The organism is Halomonas mongoliensis (assembly GCF_052496345.1).
This window is the reverse complement of record NZ_CP199288.1, coordinates 3,459,361-3,476,560: the sequence shown is the minus strand read 5'-3', so window position 1 is coordinate 3,476,560 and position 17,200 is coordinate 3,459,361. Positions and strand designations below refer to the sequence as shown.

General features: G+C 70.0%; 20 protein-coding genes. 4 read left to right on the top strand and 16 right to left on the bottom strand.

Going from position 1 to position 17,200, the window contains the following annotated elements:
* Positions 1 to 19: 19 nt before the first annotated feature.
* Positions 20 to 931, bottom strand: coding sequence for a hypothetical protein (locus ACRYRV_RS16305; protein ID WP_309636352.1), 912 nt, complete (start codon positions 929 to 931; stop codon positions 20 to 22).
* Between the two features lie 178 nt (positions 932 to 1,109).
* On the opposite strand from ACRYRV_RS16305, the gene ACRYRV_RS16300 reads away from it, so the two are divergent.
* On the top strand, positions 1,110 to 1,691 hold the full coding sequence (locus ACRYRV_RS16300) for a Fe-Mn family superoxide dismutase (protein ID WP_444984457.1): 582 nt from the start codon (positions 1,110 to 1,112) through the stop codon (positions 1,689 to 1,691).
* Positions 1,692 to 1,695: 4 nt separating this feature from the next.
* Here the strand turns inward: ACRYRV_RS16300 and ACRYRV_RS16295 are convergent, their stop codons facing one another.
* Together ACRYRV_RS16295 and ACRYRV_RS16290 are read right to left on the bottom strand one after the other, a co-directional pair.
* On the bottom strand, positions 1,696 to 2,991 hold the full coding sequence (locus ACRYRV_RS16295) for a UDP binding domain-containing protein (RefSeq protein ID WP_309636354.1): 1,296 nt from the start codon (positions 2,989 to 2,991) through the stop codon (positions 1,696 to 1,698).
* A 4-nt stretch (positions 2,992 to 2,995) separates the two neighbouring features.
* Positions 2,996 to 3,886 carry a UTP--glucose-1-phosphate uridylyltransferase gene (locus tag ACRYRV_RS16290; protein ID WP_253442715.1) on the bottom strand — a complete coding sequence of 297 codons (891 nt, stop codon included), beginning with the start codon at positions 3,884 to 3,886 and terminating at the stop codon, positions 2,996 to 2,998.
* 165 nt (positions 3,887 to 4,051) lie between these two features.
* Between ACRYRV_RS16290 and ubiG the strand changes: the two genes are divergently transcribed.
* The 3 genes from ubiG to ACRYRV_RS16275 all read left to right on the top strand — a co-directional run bounded on the left by ubiG (position 4,052) and on the right by ACRYRV_RS16275 (position 6,346).
* The gene (gene ubiG / locus ACRYRV_RS16285) at positions 4,052 to 4,777 is read left to right on the top strand and encodes a bifunctional 2-polyprenyl-6-hydroxyphenol methylase/3-demethylubiquinol 3-O-methyltransferase UbiG (RefSeq protein ID WP_444984458.1); all 726 of its coding nucleotides are present in this window, start codon (positions 4,052 to 4,054) and stop codon (positions 4,775 to 4,777) included.
* On the top strand, positions 4,774 to 5,448 hold the full coding sequence (locus ACRYRV_RS16280) for an HAD-IA family hydrolase (RefSeq protein ID WP_444984459.1): 675 nt from the start codon (positions 4,774 to 4,776) through the stop codon (positions 5,446 to 5,448). The genes ubiG and ACRYRV_RS16280 overlap by 4 nt, the downstream gene beginning before the upstream one ends.
* A 100-nt stretch (positions 5,449 to 5,548) precedes the next feature.
* Positions 5,549 to 6,346: a hypothetical protein gene (locus ACRYRV_RS16275; RefSeq protein ID WP_444984460.1), complete on the top strand. Its 798-nt coding sequence runs from the start codon at positions 5,549 to 5,551 to the stop codon at positions 6,344 to 6,346.
* Here the strand turns inward: ACRYRV_RS16275 and ACRYRV_RS16270 are convergent.
* The 13 genes from ACRYRV_RS16270 to ACRYRV_RS16210 form a co-directional block, all read right to left on the bottom strand.
* Complete coding sequence (locus ACRYRV_RS16270; RefSeq protein WP_309636357.1) at positions 6,341 to 7,105, bottom strand: YciK family oxidoreductase; 765 nt, start codon at positions 7,103 to 7,105, stop codon at positions 6,341 to 6,343. The two genes, ACRYRV_RS16275 and ACRYRV_RS16270, sit on opposite strands and share 6 nt — an antisense overlap.
* Before the next feature lie 16 nt (positions 7,106 to 7,121).
* Positions 7,122 to 7,895: a tol-pal system protein YbgF gene (ybgF, locus tag ACRYRV_RS16265; protein ID WP_309636358.1), complete on the bottom strand. Its 774-nt coding sequence runs from the start codon at positions 7,893 to 7,895 to the stop codon at positions 7,122 to 7,124.
* 31 nt (positions 7,896 to 7,926) lie between these two features.
* Positions 7,927 to 8,481 (bottom strand): peptidoglycan-associated lipoprotein Pal, encoded by a 555-nt coding sequence (gene pal, locus ACRYRV_RS16260; protein ID WP_309636359.1) that lies wholly within the window; start codon positions 8,479 to 8,481, stop codon positions 7,927 to 7,929.
* A gap of 44 nt (positions 8,482 to 8,525) precedes the next feature.
* On the bottom strand, positions 8,526 to 9,812 hold the full coding sequence (tolB, locus tag ACRYRV_RS16255; protein ID WP_444984461.1) for a Tol-Pal system beta propeller repeat protein TolB: 1,287 nt from the start codon (positions 9,810 to 9,812) through the stop codon (positions 8,526 to 8,528).
* Positions 9,812 to 11,095 carry a cell envelope integrity protein TolA gene (tolA, locus tag ACRYRV_RS16250; protein ID WP_444984462.1) on the bottom strand — a complete coding sequence of 428 codons (1,284 nt, stop codon included), beginning with the start codon at positions 11,093 to 11,095 and terminating at the stop codon, positions 9,812 to 9,814. The genes tolB and tolA overlap by 1 nt, the downstream gene beginning before the upstream one ends.
* Before the next feature lie 9 nt (positions 11,096 to 11,104).
* Positions 11,105 to 11,542 (bottom strand): protein TolR, encoded by a 438-nt coding sequence (gene tolR, locus ACRYRV_RS16245; protein WP_110068683.1) that lies wholly within the window; start codon positions 11,540 to 11,542, stop codon positions 11,105 to 11,107.
* A gap of 12 nt (positions 11,543 to 11,554) precedes the next feature.
* A complete protein-coding gene (tolQ, locus tag ACRYRV_RS16240; RefSeq protein WP_309636362.1) occupies positions 11,555 to 12,232 on the bottom strand; it encodes a protein TolQ in 678 nt (225 codons plus the stop codon).
* A 23-nt stretch (positions 12,233 to 12,255) separates the two neighbouring features.
* Positions 12,256 to 12,672, bottom strand: a complete 417-nt coding sequence (gene ybgC / locus ACRYRV_RS16235; protein WP_309636363.1) for a tol-pal system-associated acyl-CoA thioesterase — start codon at positions 12,670 to 12,672, stop codon at positions 12,256 to 12,258.
* On the bottom strand, positions 12,669 to 13,706 hold the full coding sequence (gene ruvB, locus ACRYRV_RS16230; RefSeq protein ID WP_253442739.1) for a Holliday junction branch migration DNA helicase RuvB: 1,038 nt from the start codon (positions 13,704 to 13,706) through the stop codon (positions 12,669 to 12,671). Before ruvB ends, ybgC begins: the two co-directional genes overlap by 4 nt.
* Positions 13,707 to 13,710: 4 nt before the next feature.
* Positions 13,711 to 14,322, bottom strand: coding sequence for a Holliday junction branch migration protein RuvA (ruvA, locus tag ACRYRV_RS16225; protein WP_444984463.1), 612 nt, complete (start codon positions 14,320 to 14,322; stop codon positions 13,711 to 13,713).
* A gap of 141 nt (positions 14,323 to 14,463) precedes the next feature.
* Entirely contained in the window at positions 14,464 to 15,003 is a 540-nt protein-coding gene (gene ruvC, locus ACRYRV_RS16220; RefSeq protein WP_309636366.1) for a crossover junction endodeoxyribonuclease RuvC, read from the bottom strand.
* Between the two features lie 83 nt (positions 15,004 to 15,086).
* Positions 15,087 to 16,865: an aspartate--tRNA ligase gene (gene aspS, locus ACRYRV_RS16215; protein WP_253442744.1), complete on the bottom strand. Its 1,779-nt coding sequence runs from the start codon at positions 16,863 to 16,865 to the stop codon at positions 15,087 to 15,089.
* 50 nt (positions 16,866 to 16,915) lie between these two features.
* Positions 16,916 to 17,191, bottom strand: a complete 276-nt coding sequence (locus tag ACRYRV_RS16210) for an FmdB family zinc ribbon protein (protein WP_253442746.1) — start codon at positions 17,189 to 17,191, stop codon at positions 16,916 to 16,918.
* Positions 17,192 to 17,200 lie beyond the last annotated feature (9 nt).

Genomic DNA, 17,200 nt, shown 5'->3' with positions numbered 1-17,200 from the left:
CGGATGTGCCGGTCCCGCGTCATGGGCGCAGCGCCTCGAGTCGAGCGCTGAGAGCAAGCTGGGTGCGACGCAGTTCGCCGATCTCCCCCTCCAGCGCGGCGAAGCGGGCCGCCAGGGCATCATCCTCCTGGGCTTCATCATCCCTTGCCTCCGCCAGGGCTTCAAGTTCGCCCCCCAACGCGGCAAGACGCTCCTCCAGGTGGGCGATGCTCGCCGGGCCCTGCTCCTCGACGCGCCGGAGGCGCTGGGCCAGCGCCTCCTGCTCCGCGGCCAGGGCCTCCAGGGCGTCGTTCGCCACGCTCTCCTCCGTCAGGGCGGCGAGCCCCGCCTCCAGCGCATCGAGGCGCTCCGCGTGGCGCCGGTGCACCTCCTCCTGGCCGTCAACGGAGGCTTCCACGCCTTCGATAGCGCTGGCCAGGGCCGCGCGCCCCTCGGCGCCGCTGCGCTCCAGGGCGTCGAGGGAGAGCTGGGTGGCGGCCAGCATCGCCTCACGGGTGGCTGCCGACTCGCCGATCCGCATCACCCGCTCCTGCAGGGCGGCGAGGCGCTCGTCGCGCTCGCCCAGGCCCGCCTCGAGGTCCTCCTCCAGCACCGCCAGCAGGCCGTCATGAGCCTCGTCCCGGCGCTCCAGGGCGACCAGCCTCGCTTCCATCGCCTCGAGGCTCTCGCCTTCGCCCAGGGCCGTATCGAAGCGCGCGTGGACGTTGGAGAGCTCGCCCTGCAGCCGCTCCACCTCCCGGCTCAGCCGCTCGCGCTCCTCCCAGGCCAGATAGCCGGCGCCCCCCAGGGCGCCCAGCAGCACGAGCAGCAGCAGCCAGAGCGGCCAGAGCCGCGGCGGCGGCGGCTGGCGTAGGCGGTGCGCCGCCAGACTGGCGGTCGGGTCGGGCACGATGGGGCCGGCATGCCGTCGTTCGTCATGGCGCTCTGCCATGGTGCACTCCTTGTGGTGGCAGTGGCTCCCGGAGGACAGGGGGGCCGATTCATCCTCATCCTGGCGGGTGCTATGATCCCGCCCACCCTGTACAGGGTGTCCGTTAGTGTACGGTTTTTCCACCCCGCGTCGCACTGGGCACTGCCCGGACGCCCGGCAACCACCGAGGAGAGACAGCATGGTGTTCGAACTGCCCGCCCTGCCCTATGACAGGCAGGCCCTGGAGCCGCACATCTCCGCGAGGACCCTGGACTACCACTACGGCAGGCATCATCGGGCCCATGTCGCCCGACTCAATGCGCTGGTCGCGGGCACCGAGCAGGCCGACCGCTCCCTGGAGGAGATCATCGCCACCGCCAGCGGGGAGCTCTTCGACCAGGCGGCCGAGGTGTGGAACCACACCTTCTTCTGGCACTGCCTCTCGCCCCAGGGCGGCGGCGAGCCGGCGGGGGCGCTGGCGGAGGCCATCGCCGCGCGCTTCGGCTCCTTCGAGAGGTTCAAGGGAGCCTTTGGCGCGGCGGCGGCGGCCCACTTTGGCTCCGGCTGGACCTGGCTGGTACGCACCGCTGAGGGTGACGTCGAGCTCCTCAGTACCCGCAATGCCGACACGCCCATCGCCCACGGCCAGACGCCGCTGCTGGCCGTGGACGTCTGGGAGCACGCCTACTACCTCGACTACCAGAACGCCCGGCCGGCCTACCTCGAGGCGATCTGGGCGCTGGTGAACTGGGCGTTCGTCGCCCAGAACTTCGAGGCGTGACGACTCAGCCGGCGGGATCGGCGCGCCGGCCGATGCCCCGGTAGTGGAGCCCTCGGGCCGCGACCCAGGCAGGATCGTAGATATTGCGCCCGTCCAGCAGCAGCCGCCCCGAGAGCTGTCCGGCCAGGCGCTCCCAATCCGGGTTCCAGTAGCTCTTCCACTCGGTGACCAGCATCAGGGCGCAGGCGCCCTCGGTGGCCTCCAGCGGGTCGCCGTCGAACAGCGCAAGCAGGGGGTGCTCGCCGACCTCCGCCCGCAGCGCCGGGGTCGCCGCCGGGTCGTGCAGCCGCACGCTGACGCCCTGGGCCCAGAGCGCGCGCAGCAGGCGCAGCACCGGCGCCTGGTCGATCCGCGCCGTGCCCGGCTTGAAGGCGGCGCCCCAGATCGCCACGGTGCGCCCCTCCAGGCGGCCGTGGAAGTGCGCCCAGAGCTTGCGGAACAGGGTCTCCTTCTTCTGCTCGTTGATGTCGAGCACCTGTTCGAGCAGCGCCGAGCGCCGCCCGCTGGCGGACTGCACGTCGGCCAGGCGCATCAGGTCCCGGGAGAAGTTGGGACCGCCGAAGCCGCAGCCGGGATAGAGATATTCGTAGCCGATACGGGAGTCGGCCCCCATGCCCTGTCGCACATGCTCCACGTCGACGCCGAGGCTGTCGGCCAGGCCGGCCATCTCGTTCATGTAGCTGATCCGGGTGGCCAGCATGCCGTTGATGGCCAGCTTGGTCAGCTCGGCGGCCCGCCGCGGCATGGACTGGACCACCTCGCTGCGACGATTGAAGGCGCGCAGCAGCTCGCGGACCCGGATCTCGGCCGAAGCGTCATCACAGCCCAGCAGCCAGCGTGAGGGCCGGGTGAAGGTGTCCCAGGCGCGCCCCTCCTCGAGGAGGTCCGGCAGCGCCACCGCCCGGCCCCGCGCCTCGAGCTGCGTCTCCAGCCGCTCGGTCTCGCCCACCGGGAAGGTGGAGTTGTTGACCAGCACCAGGCCACCGGGGTGGCGATCGGCCAGCTCCCCGAGCAGCCCGGCCAGGTCGCCGCGCTGGCCGGGCGAGACCGCCAGCCAGACCACCTCCTGCTCGGCCAGGGGGCAGCCCGCCAGGTCACCGACCAGCTGCAGGCTGCCGGCCTCCCGGCTCTCCTCGAGCTGGGCCAGCAGCCGGGGCTCGCGCTTCAGCCAGCCGGCCTCCTGAAGGGCCGTCCAGGGGGTCTCGGCGTGGGGCAACCAGGTGACCCGGTGGCCCACCGAGGCGAGGGCCGCCGCCGCCGTGGCGGCCGCCAGTTCGCTGCCGTGAATCAGTATGCGCATGAGATCAGGCCTCGCCGGCGTAGCGGGTCAGCAGCTCCCGGAAGCCCTCCCCGAAGCGCGGATGGCGGCGCCCGTAGGCCAGGGTCGCCTCCAGGTAACCCAGCTGGTGGCCGCAGTCATAGGTCTTGCCGCGCATGCGGAAGGCCTCGACGCCCTCGCGGCTGCGCAGGATATCGATGGCGTCGGTGAGCTGGATCTCGCCGCCGGCGCCGGGCCGGGTGTCGGCCAGCAGGGCGAAGATGCTGCCGGGCAGCGCATAGCGGCCAATTACCGCCAGGTTGGAGGGTGCCGCCTCCACCGCCGGCTTCTCCACCACCCCGGCCAGGGGGCGCGACTCACCCGGGGCGGGAATCTCCCCGCCGGTGTCGACGATGCCGTACTTGTAGGTGAGCTCCCGAGGCACCTCCTCCACCATCAGCTGGGCGCGCCCCCGGGCCTCGAAGGCGTCGAGCATGCAGGCCAGGTCGTTGCGCCCGAGGCCTTCGCCATCCACCAGCACGTCGGGCAGCAGCACCGCAAAGGGGGCGTCGTCGCCGATCACGGGCCGGGCGCAGAGCACCGCATGGCCAAGCCCCAGGGGCTCGGGCTGGCGGACGCTGATGATATTGACGTCGTCCGGCACGATGCTGCGCAGTTCCTCGAGCAGCTCCCGCTTGCCCTTGGCCGCAAGGCTCGCCTCCAGCTCGAAGTGCTTGTCGAAGTGGTTCTCGATGGCGGCCTTGCTGCCGTGGGTGACCAGCACGATATCGCGGATGCCGGCGGCCACCGCCTCCTCCACCACGTACTGGATCACGGGTCGATCCACGATGGTGATCATCTCCTTGGGAATCGCCTTGGAGGCCGGCAGGCAGCGGGTGCCGAAGCCGGCGACGGGAAGCACGGCCTTCTTGATCATGGTGCAGTCCTTGTCAGGGGTGTCTCGATGTCGTCGACCCGAGGCAGATCATGGGAATGCCGCCCCGGGAACGGGTAGAATAGGCGTCATGATACCGGACGCGCCGCGGCCTGCCATCCGGCAGAGCCTGCCGCGTCCACCCCTCTTGCCAGAACGGAGACTCAGATGGGCGCAACGCAACCTCAGGCGGGCAACGTGGATCCCGGCGAGATCGCCAAGTTCGAGGCCCTGGCCAGCCACTGGTGGGATCCCGAGAGCGAGTTCAAGCCGCTCCACGAGATCAACCCGCTGCGCCTGGACTTCATCGATGCCCGTGCCGGCCTTGCCGGCAAGCGGGTTGTGGACGTGGGCTGCGGCGGCGGCATCCTCGCCGAGGCCATGGCCCACCGCGGCGCCAAGGTGACCGGCATCGACCTGGGCGAGGCGCCGCTGGCGGTGGCGCGGCTCCACGCCGAGGAGAGCGGCGTGGCGGTCGACTATCGCTGCGTCAGCGTGGAGACGCTGGCCGAGGAGATGCCGGGCGAGTTCGATGTCGTGACCTGCATGGAGATGCTGGAACACGTGCCCGACCCCGCCTCGGTGGTGCGCGCCTGCGCGGCCCTGGCCAAGCCCGGCGGTCAGCTCTTCTTCTCGACGCTCAATCGCAATCCCAAGGCCTACGCCCTGGCGATCCTCGGGGCCGAGTATGTGCTGCGCCTGCTGCCCCGGGGCACCCACGACTACGCCAAGTTCATCCGCCCCGCGGAGCTCGCCGGCTGGTGCCGCGGCGTCGACCTGGAGGTCCAGGAGCAGAGCGGCCTGGTGTATAACCCCCTGACCCGCCGCTACCGACTGCACCCCACGGATGTCTCGGTGAACTACCTGATGCACTGCCGCCGGGAGGCGCCGTGAACCAGCCCCGGGCCCTGCTCTTCGATCTCGACGGCACCCTGGTGGATACCGCGCCGGACCTGGCTCGGGCCACCAACGCCCTGCGCGCCCACCACGGGCTGGCGCCGCTGCCCTATCCGGTGATCCGCGCCCAGGTCTCCAACGGCGGTAGTGCCCTGGTCACCCTGGCGCTGGGCCTGGCGAAGGAGGCGGCGGGCCACGACGCGGCGCGGGAGTTCCTGCTCGCCACCTACGGTGAAGCGGTGGCCGAGGAGAGCCGGGTCTTTCCGGAGCTGGTGCCACTGCTGGCCGGCTGGGAAGCCGCCGGTCGCCCCTGGGGCATCGTCACCAACAAGCCGCGGGCCTATGCCGAGCCGCTGGTGGCCGCCCTGGGGCTGACCCCAGGGGCGCTGCTCTGCGCCGACGACCTGCCGGTGAAGAAGCCCGACCCGGCCCCGCTGCTGGAGGCCGCCCGGCGCCTCGGCGTCGATCCGCCCGCCTGCTGGTACCTGGGCGATCACCTGCGGGACATCCAGGCGGCCCGCGCCGCCGGCATGCCGGCGGTGGCGGTGGGCTGGGGCTATGTGGAGGAGGGCGACGACTATCGCGCCTGGCCCGCCGATCTCTGGTTCGAGAGCGGCGAGGCGCTGGCAGCGGCCATCGCCTCGACTGAGCGGGCCACCATCCGCTGACCAGGAATTTGATCTGGTCGCCCCTCCCGTCGGACACGATACTGAGCGTGAAGGCCGCCTCTCCCGGCGGCTGACCTCATGCGCTCCGGCGGAGGGTTCGATGATGAGGCGCTGTCCGCGCTGCGCAAGCTATGGCATCTACAAGAACCGACGCGCGCCATGGCAACGCCTGCTGAGGCTGCCCCACACCTACGGCTGCATCGACTGCGGCACCCTCTTCTCGCGGCGGGCACTGCGGGCGGAGACGGCGGCTCGGGAGGCCGGCCACCCTGCCCGGCATGACATGACGTCGACGCGCAAGCGCCTGATTCGGGCCCTTGGCCAGAAACGTCTCGCCGTCCATGCCCGTGATACCGGTCGCCTGGCCGGCCAGGCCAGAGGCAGGCTCAGGCGCCTGCTGCAGATGGCCGGGCTGGCGCCCATCCCGGTCTGGGTCGTCAAGCAGGTCGATGCCGACCTCCTCCACCTCTGCGGCCCCGGCACCCTGGAGCATCAGCAGCGGCCCTGGGCCGCGCTGACGGCACTGCGGCAGCACCGCTACCGGGGCGGCGTACGCCTCGGCAACAGTGGCATCGTTCTCAACAGCCGTCTGTTCGCCGAGCTGATCCCGCACGAGGCACTGACCCTGCAGGGGCCCAGCCTGGCCCGCTGGGAGGGCCGAGTATGGCGCATCGCCCAGGTGCCCCGGCGCAGCTGGGAACACGATGGTCCCCTGGTGGCGTCTACTGCCCCCCACGGCCAGGGCGAGCTGCTGGTCAGTGTCGAAGACGTCTCGCCGATTCGCGACCATGTCGACCCCCAGGCCGTTGCGCAGGGCACCGCGGTCTTCGAGCCGGGCAGCAGCCGCAGAGGCGGCCCGGTGCCGGCACGCGGGCCGATTCGGCCACGGGGACTATGAGCGCGGCGGCTGGGCGTCGAACTGCTCGCCGTTGTGGCCGCGGCTGTCGGGCCCCATCAGCCACAGGTAGGTGGGCATGATCTCCTCCGGGGTACGCAGGCTCTCGGCCAGCTCGCCGGGGTAGGCCTGCTTGCGCATCTGGGTGCGCGTCGCCCCCGGGTTCAAGCTGTTGACGCGGACGTTCCCCAGGTGCTCCAGCTCGTCGGCCAGCACCTCCACGAAGCCCTCGGTGGCGAACTTGGAGACGGCGTAGGCCCCCCAGTAGGCCCGCCCCTTGCGCCCCACGCCGGACGAAGTGAAGACCACCGAGGCATCCTCGGCGCTCTTGAGCAGCGGCAGCAGCGCCTGGGTCATCCAGATCGGCCCGTTGATATTGACCTGCATCACCTGGTCCCACAGCTCCGGATTGTACTGCTCGAAGGGGGTGATGCGCCCGAGCAGGCCGGCGTTGTGCAGGATGCCATCGAGGCGCCCGAACTCCTTGTCCAGGGTCTCGGCCATGTCGTGGTAGTCCTTGAGCACGGCCCCCTCGAAGTTGAGCGGGAAGATCGCCGGCTGGGGGCCACCGGCGGCCTCGATCTCGTCATAGACCTTCTCGAGCTTGGCGATGGTGCGTCCCAGCAGGATCACCGTGGCCCCGTGACGGGCAAAGGTCCGGGCCGCCGCCCGGCCGATCCCATCGCCCGCCCCCGTCACCAGGATGATGCGGTCCTTGAGCAGGTCGCCAGGGGCCTGATAGTCGATCTTGCAGCTCGTCATGGGGTCTCCTTGGTGATCAGTTGCCGGACTGGCGGAGGAAGTCGTTGGCCAGTCCCGCGGCAGTGCTCTCCGGGTAGTCATCGCGCACGCGCTCGAGCAGCTCGCGACTGGCCTCGGGCTCGCCCTGGCGCGCCTTGAGCAGCCCCAGCTTGTAGAGGGAGTCGGGCACCTTGTTGCTCTGGGGGAAGCCGTCGAGCACCGTGCGGAACTCGCGCTCGGCGTCATCCAGGCTCCCTTCGGCAGCATGCAGCTCACCCAGCCAGTAGTGGGCGTTGGCGGTCAGGGTGGTGTCAGGGTAGTCGACCACGAAGCGCTCGAAGGCACTGATCGCCTCGCTGAATTCGCGTGACTGAACCCGTGCAAAGGCCTGCTGGTAGGCCTGCTGGGCATCGGCACCGGCTCCGCTGGGCGACGGCGCCTGAGCCACCTGGCGAGCGGCCTGCTCGTCGACCTGGACGGGTGCATCGACACCCACGCCGGCGGGCGCCGAGGCGAGCCGGTCCTCGAGGTCCATGTACTGGTCCCGGGTCTGGCGGCGCAGCTGCTCGAGCTGGTGCCGGAGCTCCTCGACCTGGCCACGCAGCTGACGAATCTCCTCTTCGTGCTGCTGGACCTGGTTGAAGATCACCAGGCTGCCACCCGCCGCCTCGCGGGTCTCCGTCTGCTCATAGAAGGTGCGCGGCTGGGCGGTGAGATCCTCCACCACCGGCTGCGCCATTGCGGGGGCCCATACGGACAGCGGGAGCACCAGGGCTCCCGCGCCGCACAGTCCTTTCAGACCGTGTTTCATGCGTGTCTCCATCGACGCGGGTGCCGACCACTCAGTAGGCGAAGACGACCCGACGGTTCTGGGCGTGGGCTTCCTCGTTCTGGCCGCGGGCGGCCGGACGCTCCTCGCCATAGCTCACCACTTCCATCTGGGAGGGGGACACGCCCTGCACGGAGAGGAAGCGCTCCACGGAGCGGGCACGACGCTCGCCGAGTGCCATGTTGTATTCGCGAGTGCCGCGCTCGTCGGTGTGGCCCTGAAGGACGACGCGGGCACCACCATTCTCGCGCAGGTAGCGGGCGTGGGACGCCAGCACGGATTCGAACTCGCTGCGGATACGGTCGCTATCGAACTCGAAGTAGATGGTGCGCTGCTGCGGGATGCGGCCGTCGGCCTGCTGACCTGCGCCGCCGGTACCGATACCGGTACCGCCTACCTGGCTGCCAGAGACGCCGCTACCGGCCACGCCGCTGCCGGCGCCGCCGCGGGTGCCGTCCATGGACCCGTCCTGGGTCCCGCCACTGCTGGAACAACCTGCCACGAAGGCCAGGGAAAGAGCGACCGCCAGGGTCCTGGCATAGGGCTTGAGACCGCGCTTGCGTTGCATCGTGTTACTCCTTGCTGAATCGAAGAGCACCAACATCACTGTGGTCAGTTGAGAAAGGGCGACCATGCGGGTTCACGCACGTCCCCCGACGCGGAGGGCAGCCGGAAGGACGCGCGTCCATCGGCGGTGACTGCCCCCAGCACCCCGCTGTTTCCCTGCTGGGTGGCGAAGATTACCATGGTCCCGTTGGGGGCAACACTGGGAGATTCATCGAAACGCGAGTCGCTGAGCACCACCAGTCGCCCGCTGTCGAGATCCTGTCGCGCCACCTGGAAACCGTTGCTGGAACGGTGAATCAGGAAGATCGCTTCGCCATCCGGCGAGAAGCGCCCGCGGGCGTTGTAGTTGCCGGTGAAGGTGAGCCGCTTCTGCTCGCCGCTGGAGAAGTCGTGGCGGTAGAGCTGCGGCCCGCCGCTGCGATCCGAGGTAAAGAGCAGGCTGCGGCCGTCCGGCGCCCAGGCGGGCTCGGTATCGATGCTCGCGCTGTTGGTGATGCGCTGGAAGTCCCGGCTGGCGATATCCATCACGTAGATCTCCGGCCGCCCATCCTTGGAGAGCGACATGGCCAGCCGACGGCCGTCCGGCGACCAGGCCGGCGCGCCGTTGATCCCCTCGAAGGAGGTGGCGCGCACCCGCTGGCCTGACGCGAGATCCTGGATATAGATGGCCGGACGCTCGGTCTCGAAGGAGACATAGGCCAGCCGGCGACCGTCCGGCGACCAGGCCGGTGAGAGGATCGGTTCCGGCGAACTCAGTACCTGCTGGCTGTTGCGGCCGTCGGCGTCGGCGACGTAGAGAGTGAACTGCATGTTGTCGCCCACGCCCTGGGCCGTGACGTAGGCGATGCGGGTCTGGAAGGCGCCGCGGATGCCGGTGATCGCCTCGAAGATCTGGTCGCTGATGTAGTGGGCGGCGCCGCGCAGCTCGCCCCGATCAGCGGTGACCAGCTCGCCCAGCATACGCCGCTCGCCGCTGACGTCCATCAGCTCGTAGCGCAGGCGAAAACCGTCGCCCTCTCGGCTGGCGCTGCCCACCACCAGATAGCGCACGTCAAGTCCCCGCCAGTTGCCGTAGCGGACCTCGCTGCTGTCGCTGGGGCGGTCGAGCATCTGGCGCCTCGGTAGCGGCGCAAAGTAGCCGCTACGCTCCAGGTTGTCATGGATCACCTGGGCGACATCCTCGGGGAAGTCATCGCCGCCGGCGAAGGGCACCACCGCGATGGGCGTCGCGCGATCGCTGCCGCGGGTGATCTCGATGGTCAGGTTGGCCTGGGCCAGGCTGCTGGCGAGCAGCAGCACGGCGGCAAGCCAGGATGTCATCAGGGCTTTCATCAGCGTACGTCTCCCGGTGTGAAACGCAGATTGAATTGACGGTAGTCCCGTTGCAGGTTGGCTGGCAACTGTCGCAGTTCGGCGAAGGGTGCCGCCTGCTCCACCGCCTGGATCGCCGAGCGATCGAAGGCGCCGTCGCCGCTGCTGCGGGTAATCGAGGCGGTAAAGAGCTCGCCGGAGGGCCCCAGGCGCACCGCCACCTCGGCGCTGGCGCCGCCGGGGACGTTGGGGGGGATCACCCAGGCTTGCTCCACCGCCCGGCGCACCAGGTTGATGAAGCTGTTGGCGGCCTCCTGCCCCTGTCGCGCATTGGCGACAGCGTCGCTCTCTCCCTCGATGGCGCGATCCAGCCCCTGGCTGGCCGCCTCGGCGGCGCGGCGAGCGGCCTCCTCGGCCTCCCGCTGCCGGGCGGCTTCCTGCTCCCGGCGACGCTGCTCCTCCGCTTCGCGCTGGCGACGGGCCTCCTCCTCGGCCTGACGCTGGCGTTCGGCCTCCTCCTCGCGGCGGCGCTGCTCCTCCGCTTCGCGCTGGCGGCGGGCCTCCTCCTCGGCCTGACGCTGGCGCTCGGCTTCCGCTTCGGCCTGACGCTGGCGTTCGGCCTCCTCCTCGCGGCGGCGCTGCTCCTCCGCTTCGCGCTGGCGGCGGGCCTCCTCCTCGGCCTGACGCTGGCGCTCGGCCTCCGCTTCGGCCTGACGCTGGCGTTCGGCCTCCTCCTCGCGGCGGCGCTGCTCCTCCGCTTCGCGCTGGCGGCGGGCCTCCTCCTCAGCCTGACGCTGACGTTCGGCTTCCGCTTCGGCCTGGCGCTGACGTTCGGCTTCCACTTCGGCCTGGCGCTGACGTTCGGCTTCCGCTTCGGCCTGGCGGGCCTGCTCCTGCTCCTCGCGCTGGCGAGCCTGGCGCTCGGCCTCCTCGGCGCGCCTGGCCGCTTCCGCCTCGGCGGCGTCGGCAGCCTGGCGGGCCTCCTCGCGCGCCTGCTCCTCCGCCTGGCGCTGGGCCTCGCGCTCGGCCTCCCGGGCGGCGGCGTCGGCAGCGGCGGCCTCCTCGGCCTGACGCTGCTCCTCCGCTTCCCGCGCCAGGGCACGTGAGCGCGCCGCCTCGGCGCGCTGCGCCTGGTCGGTCACCGTCTCGGTGCTCACCAGAGTCGCCTGGACGATGGAGGATGAGGTCGGTTCCGGCTCGCGGCTGGGCAGGCTGATCACGCTGAACAGCACCACCACCAGGTGCAGCGCCACCGCCAGGACCGTCGGCAGGCCGTACCCTACCCGCTGGTCATCTCTGGCCATCACGACTCCTCAGCCTTCCCCGGAGGGCGGTTCGGAGATCAGCCCGACATTGGCCACGCCGGCCACCTGCAGGGTGCTCATCAGGGTGACCACCTGGCCGTAGGAGACGCTGCGATCCCCGCGCACCATTACCGGCGTGCCGGGGCGGCGCTCGAGCAGGATGATCACCCGGTCGGCCAGCTCATCGAGATCCACGGCGCTCTCCTCGCCACCGATGGAGAGGTAGTAGCCGCCGTCGCGATCCACCGAGACGATGATGGGGTCGCTCTCATCGGCGTTCTCGATAGGCTCGGAGGTCACCTGGGGCAGGTCGACCTGCACGCCCTGGGTCATCATGGGGGCGGTGATCATGAAGATCACCAGCAGCACCAGCATGACGTCGATGAAGGGCACGACGTTGATCTCGCCCATGGGCTTGCGCCCGCTGCGATTGAAAGGTCCATGCATGGCCAGACTCCCTCAGGCGGCGCCGGATTCGGCCCGGCCCTGCAGGTTGCGGTGCAGGATGGAGTGGAACTCCTCGGCGAAGTCCTCGTACTTGCCCAGCAGCCGCGCGGACTCGGAGGACAGGCGGTTGTAGAAGATCACCGCCGGGATGGCGGCGAAGAGCCCCATGGCGGTGGCGATCAGCGCCTCGGCGATCCAGGGGGCCACGGTAGCGAGCGTCGCCTGCTGGGTCATGGAGAGCGCCTGGAAGGAGCCCATGATGCCCCAGACGGTGCCGAACAGGCCGATATAGGGGCTGGCCGAGGCCACAGTGGCCAGGAACACCAGGTGCAGGCTGAGGCGCTCCTCCTCCCGGGACCAGGCCACTCGCATGCTGCGCTGGACGCCGTCGAGGATCGCCTGGGGGCTCCTGGTCTTGGGCAGCAGGCGGTTGAATTCGCGGAAGCCGGCACGGAAGACATGCTCGGCGCCCTGGGTCTCCTGCTCCGCCGGGGTCTCACGGTAGAGCTCGTTGAGGTCGACGCCGGACCAGAAGCGCTCCTCGAAGGCCTGGTGGGCCTGGCGGGCGCGGCGCATCACGAAGGTGCGCTGGAAGATCACGACCCAGGAGAGGATCGAGCCCACCGTGAGCAGCAGCATGACCAGCTGCACCACGGTACTGGCGCTCATGATCAGGTGGGGTATGGACATGGAGTCGTTCACGGGCATCCTCGTCAGTCTTGCGGTTGGGCAGAGGGTTGGGCCAAGGCCGCGGCCAGGGCCGGCGGCCAGGGTACGGGCTTGAGGCGCGTCGCATCGATGCAGGCGATGTCGACCCGCGCCTCGCACAAGGGTTCCCCGCGACGGCTCACGACCTGGGCAAACTGCAGCCGGACGCGGCCGTGGGACCGGATCTCGGCGCTCACTTCGAGCGCGTCGTCCAGCCGGGCGGGCTTGGCATAGCGGCATTCCAGCTTGTGCACCACCAGCTGGATGCCGGCCGCGAAGAGCTCGCGCTGGGTAATCCCCTGCGCGCGCAGCCATTCGCTGCGTGCCCGCTCCATGTACTTGAGGTAGTTGACGTAATAGACGATGCCGCCGGCATCGGTGTCCTCGATATAGACCCGCACCGGCAGCCGGAACTCGCTCACGGCCGGCTCTCCCCCGCCGCATCGGCGGCGTTCTCGGCGGGTGCCAGGCCGAAGTGCAGCCAGGCCTGACGGGTCACCACCCGCCCGCGGGCGGTGCGCATCATCAGCCCCTGCTGGATCAGGTAGGGCTCGATGACGTCCTCGATGGTGTCGCGCTCCTCGCCGATGGCGGCGGCCAGGGAGTCCACCCCCACCGGGCCACCGTCGAACTTCTCGATCATCGCCAGCAGCAGGCGTCGATCCATGTGGTCCAGGCCGTGGTGGTCGACGTGGAGCATATCCAGGGCCCGGTCGGCGATGGCAGCGTCGATTCGCCCGGTGCCGCGCACCTCGGCGAAGTCGCGCACGCGCCGCAGCAGGCGGTTGGCGATGCGCGGGGTGCCCCGGGAGCGGCGCGCCACCTCCAGGGCCCCATCGCGATCGGCCTCGACCCCCATCAGCCGCGCGGAGCGGGCAACGATCTCGGTGAGCTCCTCGATGGCATAGAACTCCAGGCGCTGGACGATGCCGAAGCGGTCGCGCAGCGGCGAGGTCAGAAGCCCCGCCCGGGTCGTAGCTCCCACCAGGGTGAAGGGCGGCAGGTCGAGCTTGATGGAGCGCGCCGCCGGCCCCTCGCCGATCACGATATCGAGCTGGAAGTCCTCCATGGCGGGATAGAGGATCTCCTCCACCACCGGCGAGAGACGATGGATCTCGTCGATGAAGAGCACATCGCCGGCCTCGAGGTTGGTCAGCATGGCGGCCAGGTCGCCGGCCCGCTCCAGTACCGGGCCGGAGGTGGACTTGAGCCCCACCCCCATCTCCGCCGCAATGATGTTGGCCAGGGTCGTCTTACCGAGCCCCGGCGGGCCGAACACCAGGGTGTGGTCGAGGCTCTCGTCGCGGCCGCGGGCGGCGCCGATGAAGATCTCCAGCTGCTCGCGGACCCGGGGCTGGCCGATGTAGTCGACCAGCCGCTTCGGCCGGATGGCGCGATCCACGGGCTCCTCGCCCGGGCGGGTATCGGCGCTGATCAGGCGGTCGTTCTCGATCATCGCCCTACCCCGCCATGCGGCGACTCAGCGCCGCCTTGATGATCGCCTCGGTGCTGCCCTCGCCCTCCAGGCCCACCAGCATCTTCGCCGCCTCGGCGGGCTTGTAGCCCAGGCTGACCAGGGCCGCCTCGGCGTCGGCCAGGGGGTCGTGGCCCGCATCCGCGGACTGGGCGCCGCCGGCCAGGTCCGCGAGGGCGTCGTCACCGGGCTCCCAGTGGGGGAAGCGGTCGCGCATCTCGATGATCAGCCGCTCGGCGGTCTTCTTGCCGATCCCGGGCAGGCGCGTCAGCGACTTGACGTCGTCGTCGAGCACGCAGCGCCGGAAGGCGGCCTCGTCCATGCCGGAAAGGATGCCCAGGGCGAGCTTGGGGCCCACGCCGTTGACCCGGATCAGCGCTCGGAACAGCGCCCGCTCCTGCTCCCGGGCGAAGCCGTAGAGCAGGTGGGCGTCATCGCGCACGATCAGGTGGGTGTGCAGGGAGACCGACTCGCCGGGGGCCGGTAGGGCCACCAGGGTGGTCATGGAGGCCTCGAGCTCGTAGCCCACCCCGGCCACATCCACCACCAGCCAGGGAGGCTGCTTCTCGAGCAGGGTGCCGCGCAGGCGTCCAATCATGGAAAATCCGTATCCTTCACTTGCAGGAAAGGCGGCCGGGAGGCCGCCGATGTGGCCACTATACTGGTCGCCCGTGCGGCTGGCCAGTCTCCGTAGAACGGCGTTCGAGAACTCGCGGTCCGTCGCCAGGCGGCGACGCCATCAGGGCCGAAAGTCGCGCCAGGCGCCGCCCCGGCGCGCCGGGCGGTGGCCGCCGTAGCTGCCGCTCTGGAGCAGGCCGCGCCGGGCATAGGCGTGGGTCAGGGCGATGGCCAGGGCGTCGGCGGCATCGGCCTGGGGCGTGCCGGAGAGGCCGAGGATCGCCGTCACCATATGCTGCACCTGAGCCTTGTCGGCGCTGCCGGTACCGGTCACCGCCTGCTTGATCTGACGAGGCCCATACTCGCTCACCGGCAGGCCGTGGTTGGCGGCACAGACGATGGCGGTGCCCCGGGCCTGGCCGAGCTTGAGCGCCGAGTCGGCGTTCTTCGACATGAACACCTGCTCGATGGCGAACTCCGCCGGCGCGTGCACGGCGATCAGCTCGCTCACCCCCGCATAGACCTGGGCCAGCTTCTGGGCGAGCTCCGCGGCCCGGATGCGAATGCAACCGCTGGCCACATAGCGGGGCCTGGCCTCGGTCACATCCAGCACCCCGTAGCCGGTGATCCTTGATCCGGGGTCGATGCCGAGAATCAGCATGACGGCCTCCTTGGGCCCGATGGGCGGCCATTATACGACACCGGCGCCCAAGGGCGCCGGTGGGATGCGGGAGGGCGGAGGGCTTACGCCTCGCCTTCCGGCTTGGCCTTCTGGCGCAGGCGAATGTTGAGCTCGCGCAGCTGGTCGGTGCTCACCTCGCCCGGGGCGTCGGTCATCAGGCAGCCGGCGCTCTGGGTCTTCGGGAAGGCGATCACCTCGCGGATGGTGCGGGCACCGGCCATCAGCATCACCAGGCGGTCGAGGCCGAAGGCCAGGCCGCCGTGGGGCGGAGCGCCATACTGCAGGGCGTCGAGCAGGAAGCCGAACTTCTCGCGGGCCTCCTCCTCGCCGATGCCGAGGATCTCGAAGACGGTGCTCTGCATGGTGCGGTCGTGGATACGGATGGAGCCGCCGCCCAGCTCGGTACCGTTGAGCACCATGTCATAGGCCCGGGAGAGCGCCTCGGCCGGGTTGGCCTTGAGCGCCTCGGGGCTGCAGGAGGGCGAGGTGAAGGGGTGGTGCAGCGGGCTCAGGCGACCGTCGTCGTCGGCCTCGAACATCGGGAAGTCCACCACCCAGAGCGGCGCCCAGGCCTGGGTGTAGAGATCGAGGTCCTCGCCCAGCCTGACGCGCAGCGCGCCGATCGCCTCGTTGACGATGCGCGCCTTGTCGGCACCGAAGAAGATGATGTCGCCATCCTCGGCGCCCACTCGCTCGAGGAGCTCCTCCACCACGTTCTCCATGAACTTGACGATGGGGGACTGCAGGCCCTCGATGCCCTTGGCACGCTCGTTGACCTTGATCCAGGCCAGTCCCTTGGCACCGTAGATGCCGACGAACTTGGTGTATTCGTCGATCTCCTTGCGGGAGAGCTTGGCCCCACCCGGCACGCGCAGCGCCGCCACGCGGCCATCCTCGGCGCTGGCCGGGCCGGAGAAGACCTTGAAGTCCACCTGCTGCATCAGGTCGTCGACGTCGGTGAGCTCCAGCGGGATGCGCAGGTCCGGCTTGTCGGAGCCGAAACGGTTCATCGCCTCGGCCCAGGTCATGCGCGGGAACTCGGGCAGCTCGACCTGGAGCACCTCCTGGAACAGCTGACGGATCATCGCCTCGGTGATCCCCATGATGTCGTCCTCGGAGACGAAGGAGGCCTCGAGGTCGATCTGGGTGAACTCCGGCTGGCGGTCGGCGCGCAGGTCCTCGTCGCGGAAGCACTTGGCGATCTGGTAGTAGCGGTCGAAGCCGGCCACCATCAGCAGCTGCTTGAAGAGCTGCGGCGACTGGGGCAGCGCGAAGAAGCTGCCGGCGTGGGTGCGACTCGGCACCAGGTAGTCACGGGCCCCTTCGGGGGTGGCGCGGGTCAGCACCGGGGTCTCGATGTCGAGGAAGCCCTGGCCTTCGAGGAAGGCGCGCACGCTGTGGGAGATCCGCGAGCGCAGGCGCAGCTTCTCGATCATCTCCGGTCGACGCAGGTCGATGTAGCGGTGCTTGAGACGCACCTCCTCGCCCACCTTGCCATGCTCGTCGAGCTGGAAGGGGGGCGTGGCGGCGGTGTTGAGCACCTCCACCTCCTTGGCCAGCACCTCTATCATGCCGGTGGGCATGTTGGGGTTCTGGGTCCCCTCCGGGCGCAGCCGCACGCGGCCCTGGATGCGCAGCACGTACTCGCTGCGAGCGCGGTCGGCAGTGGCGAAGGCCTCGGCGGTATCGGGGTCCACCACGACCTGGGCGATGCCGTCGCGATCGCGCATGTCGAGGAAGATCACGCCCCCGTGGTCACGGCGGCGATGTACCCAGCCGCACAGGGTGACCGTCTGATCCACCAGGGTCTCGTTGAGCTGGCCGCAATAATGGCTGCGCATGTCGTATCCTGTTCTGTAGCAAATGAGGGAATTCAGAGGCTGGGCGGCCCTCAGGCCGCCGCACCCTCCTTCTTCTTGGGAGCGCCGGACGCGGCAGCGCCGCTGCCGGCGGGGGCCGCGTCGCCGGCCAGGTTCTTCTTGCCGCCGGCCTTGAAGTCGGTCTCGTACCAGCCGCTGCCGGCGAGACGGAAACCGGCCGCGGAGACCAGCCGGGCGAGCTCGGGGGCCGCGCAGCTGGGGCAGTCGGTCAGCGGGGCGGCGCTGATCTTCTGGAGCTTCTCCAGGCGGTGGCCGCAGGCCTTGCACTCGTATTCGTAGATGGGCATGGTTTGATC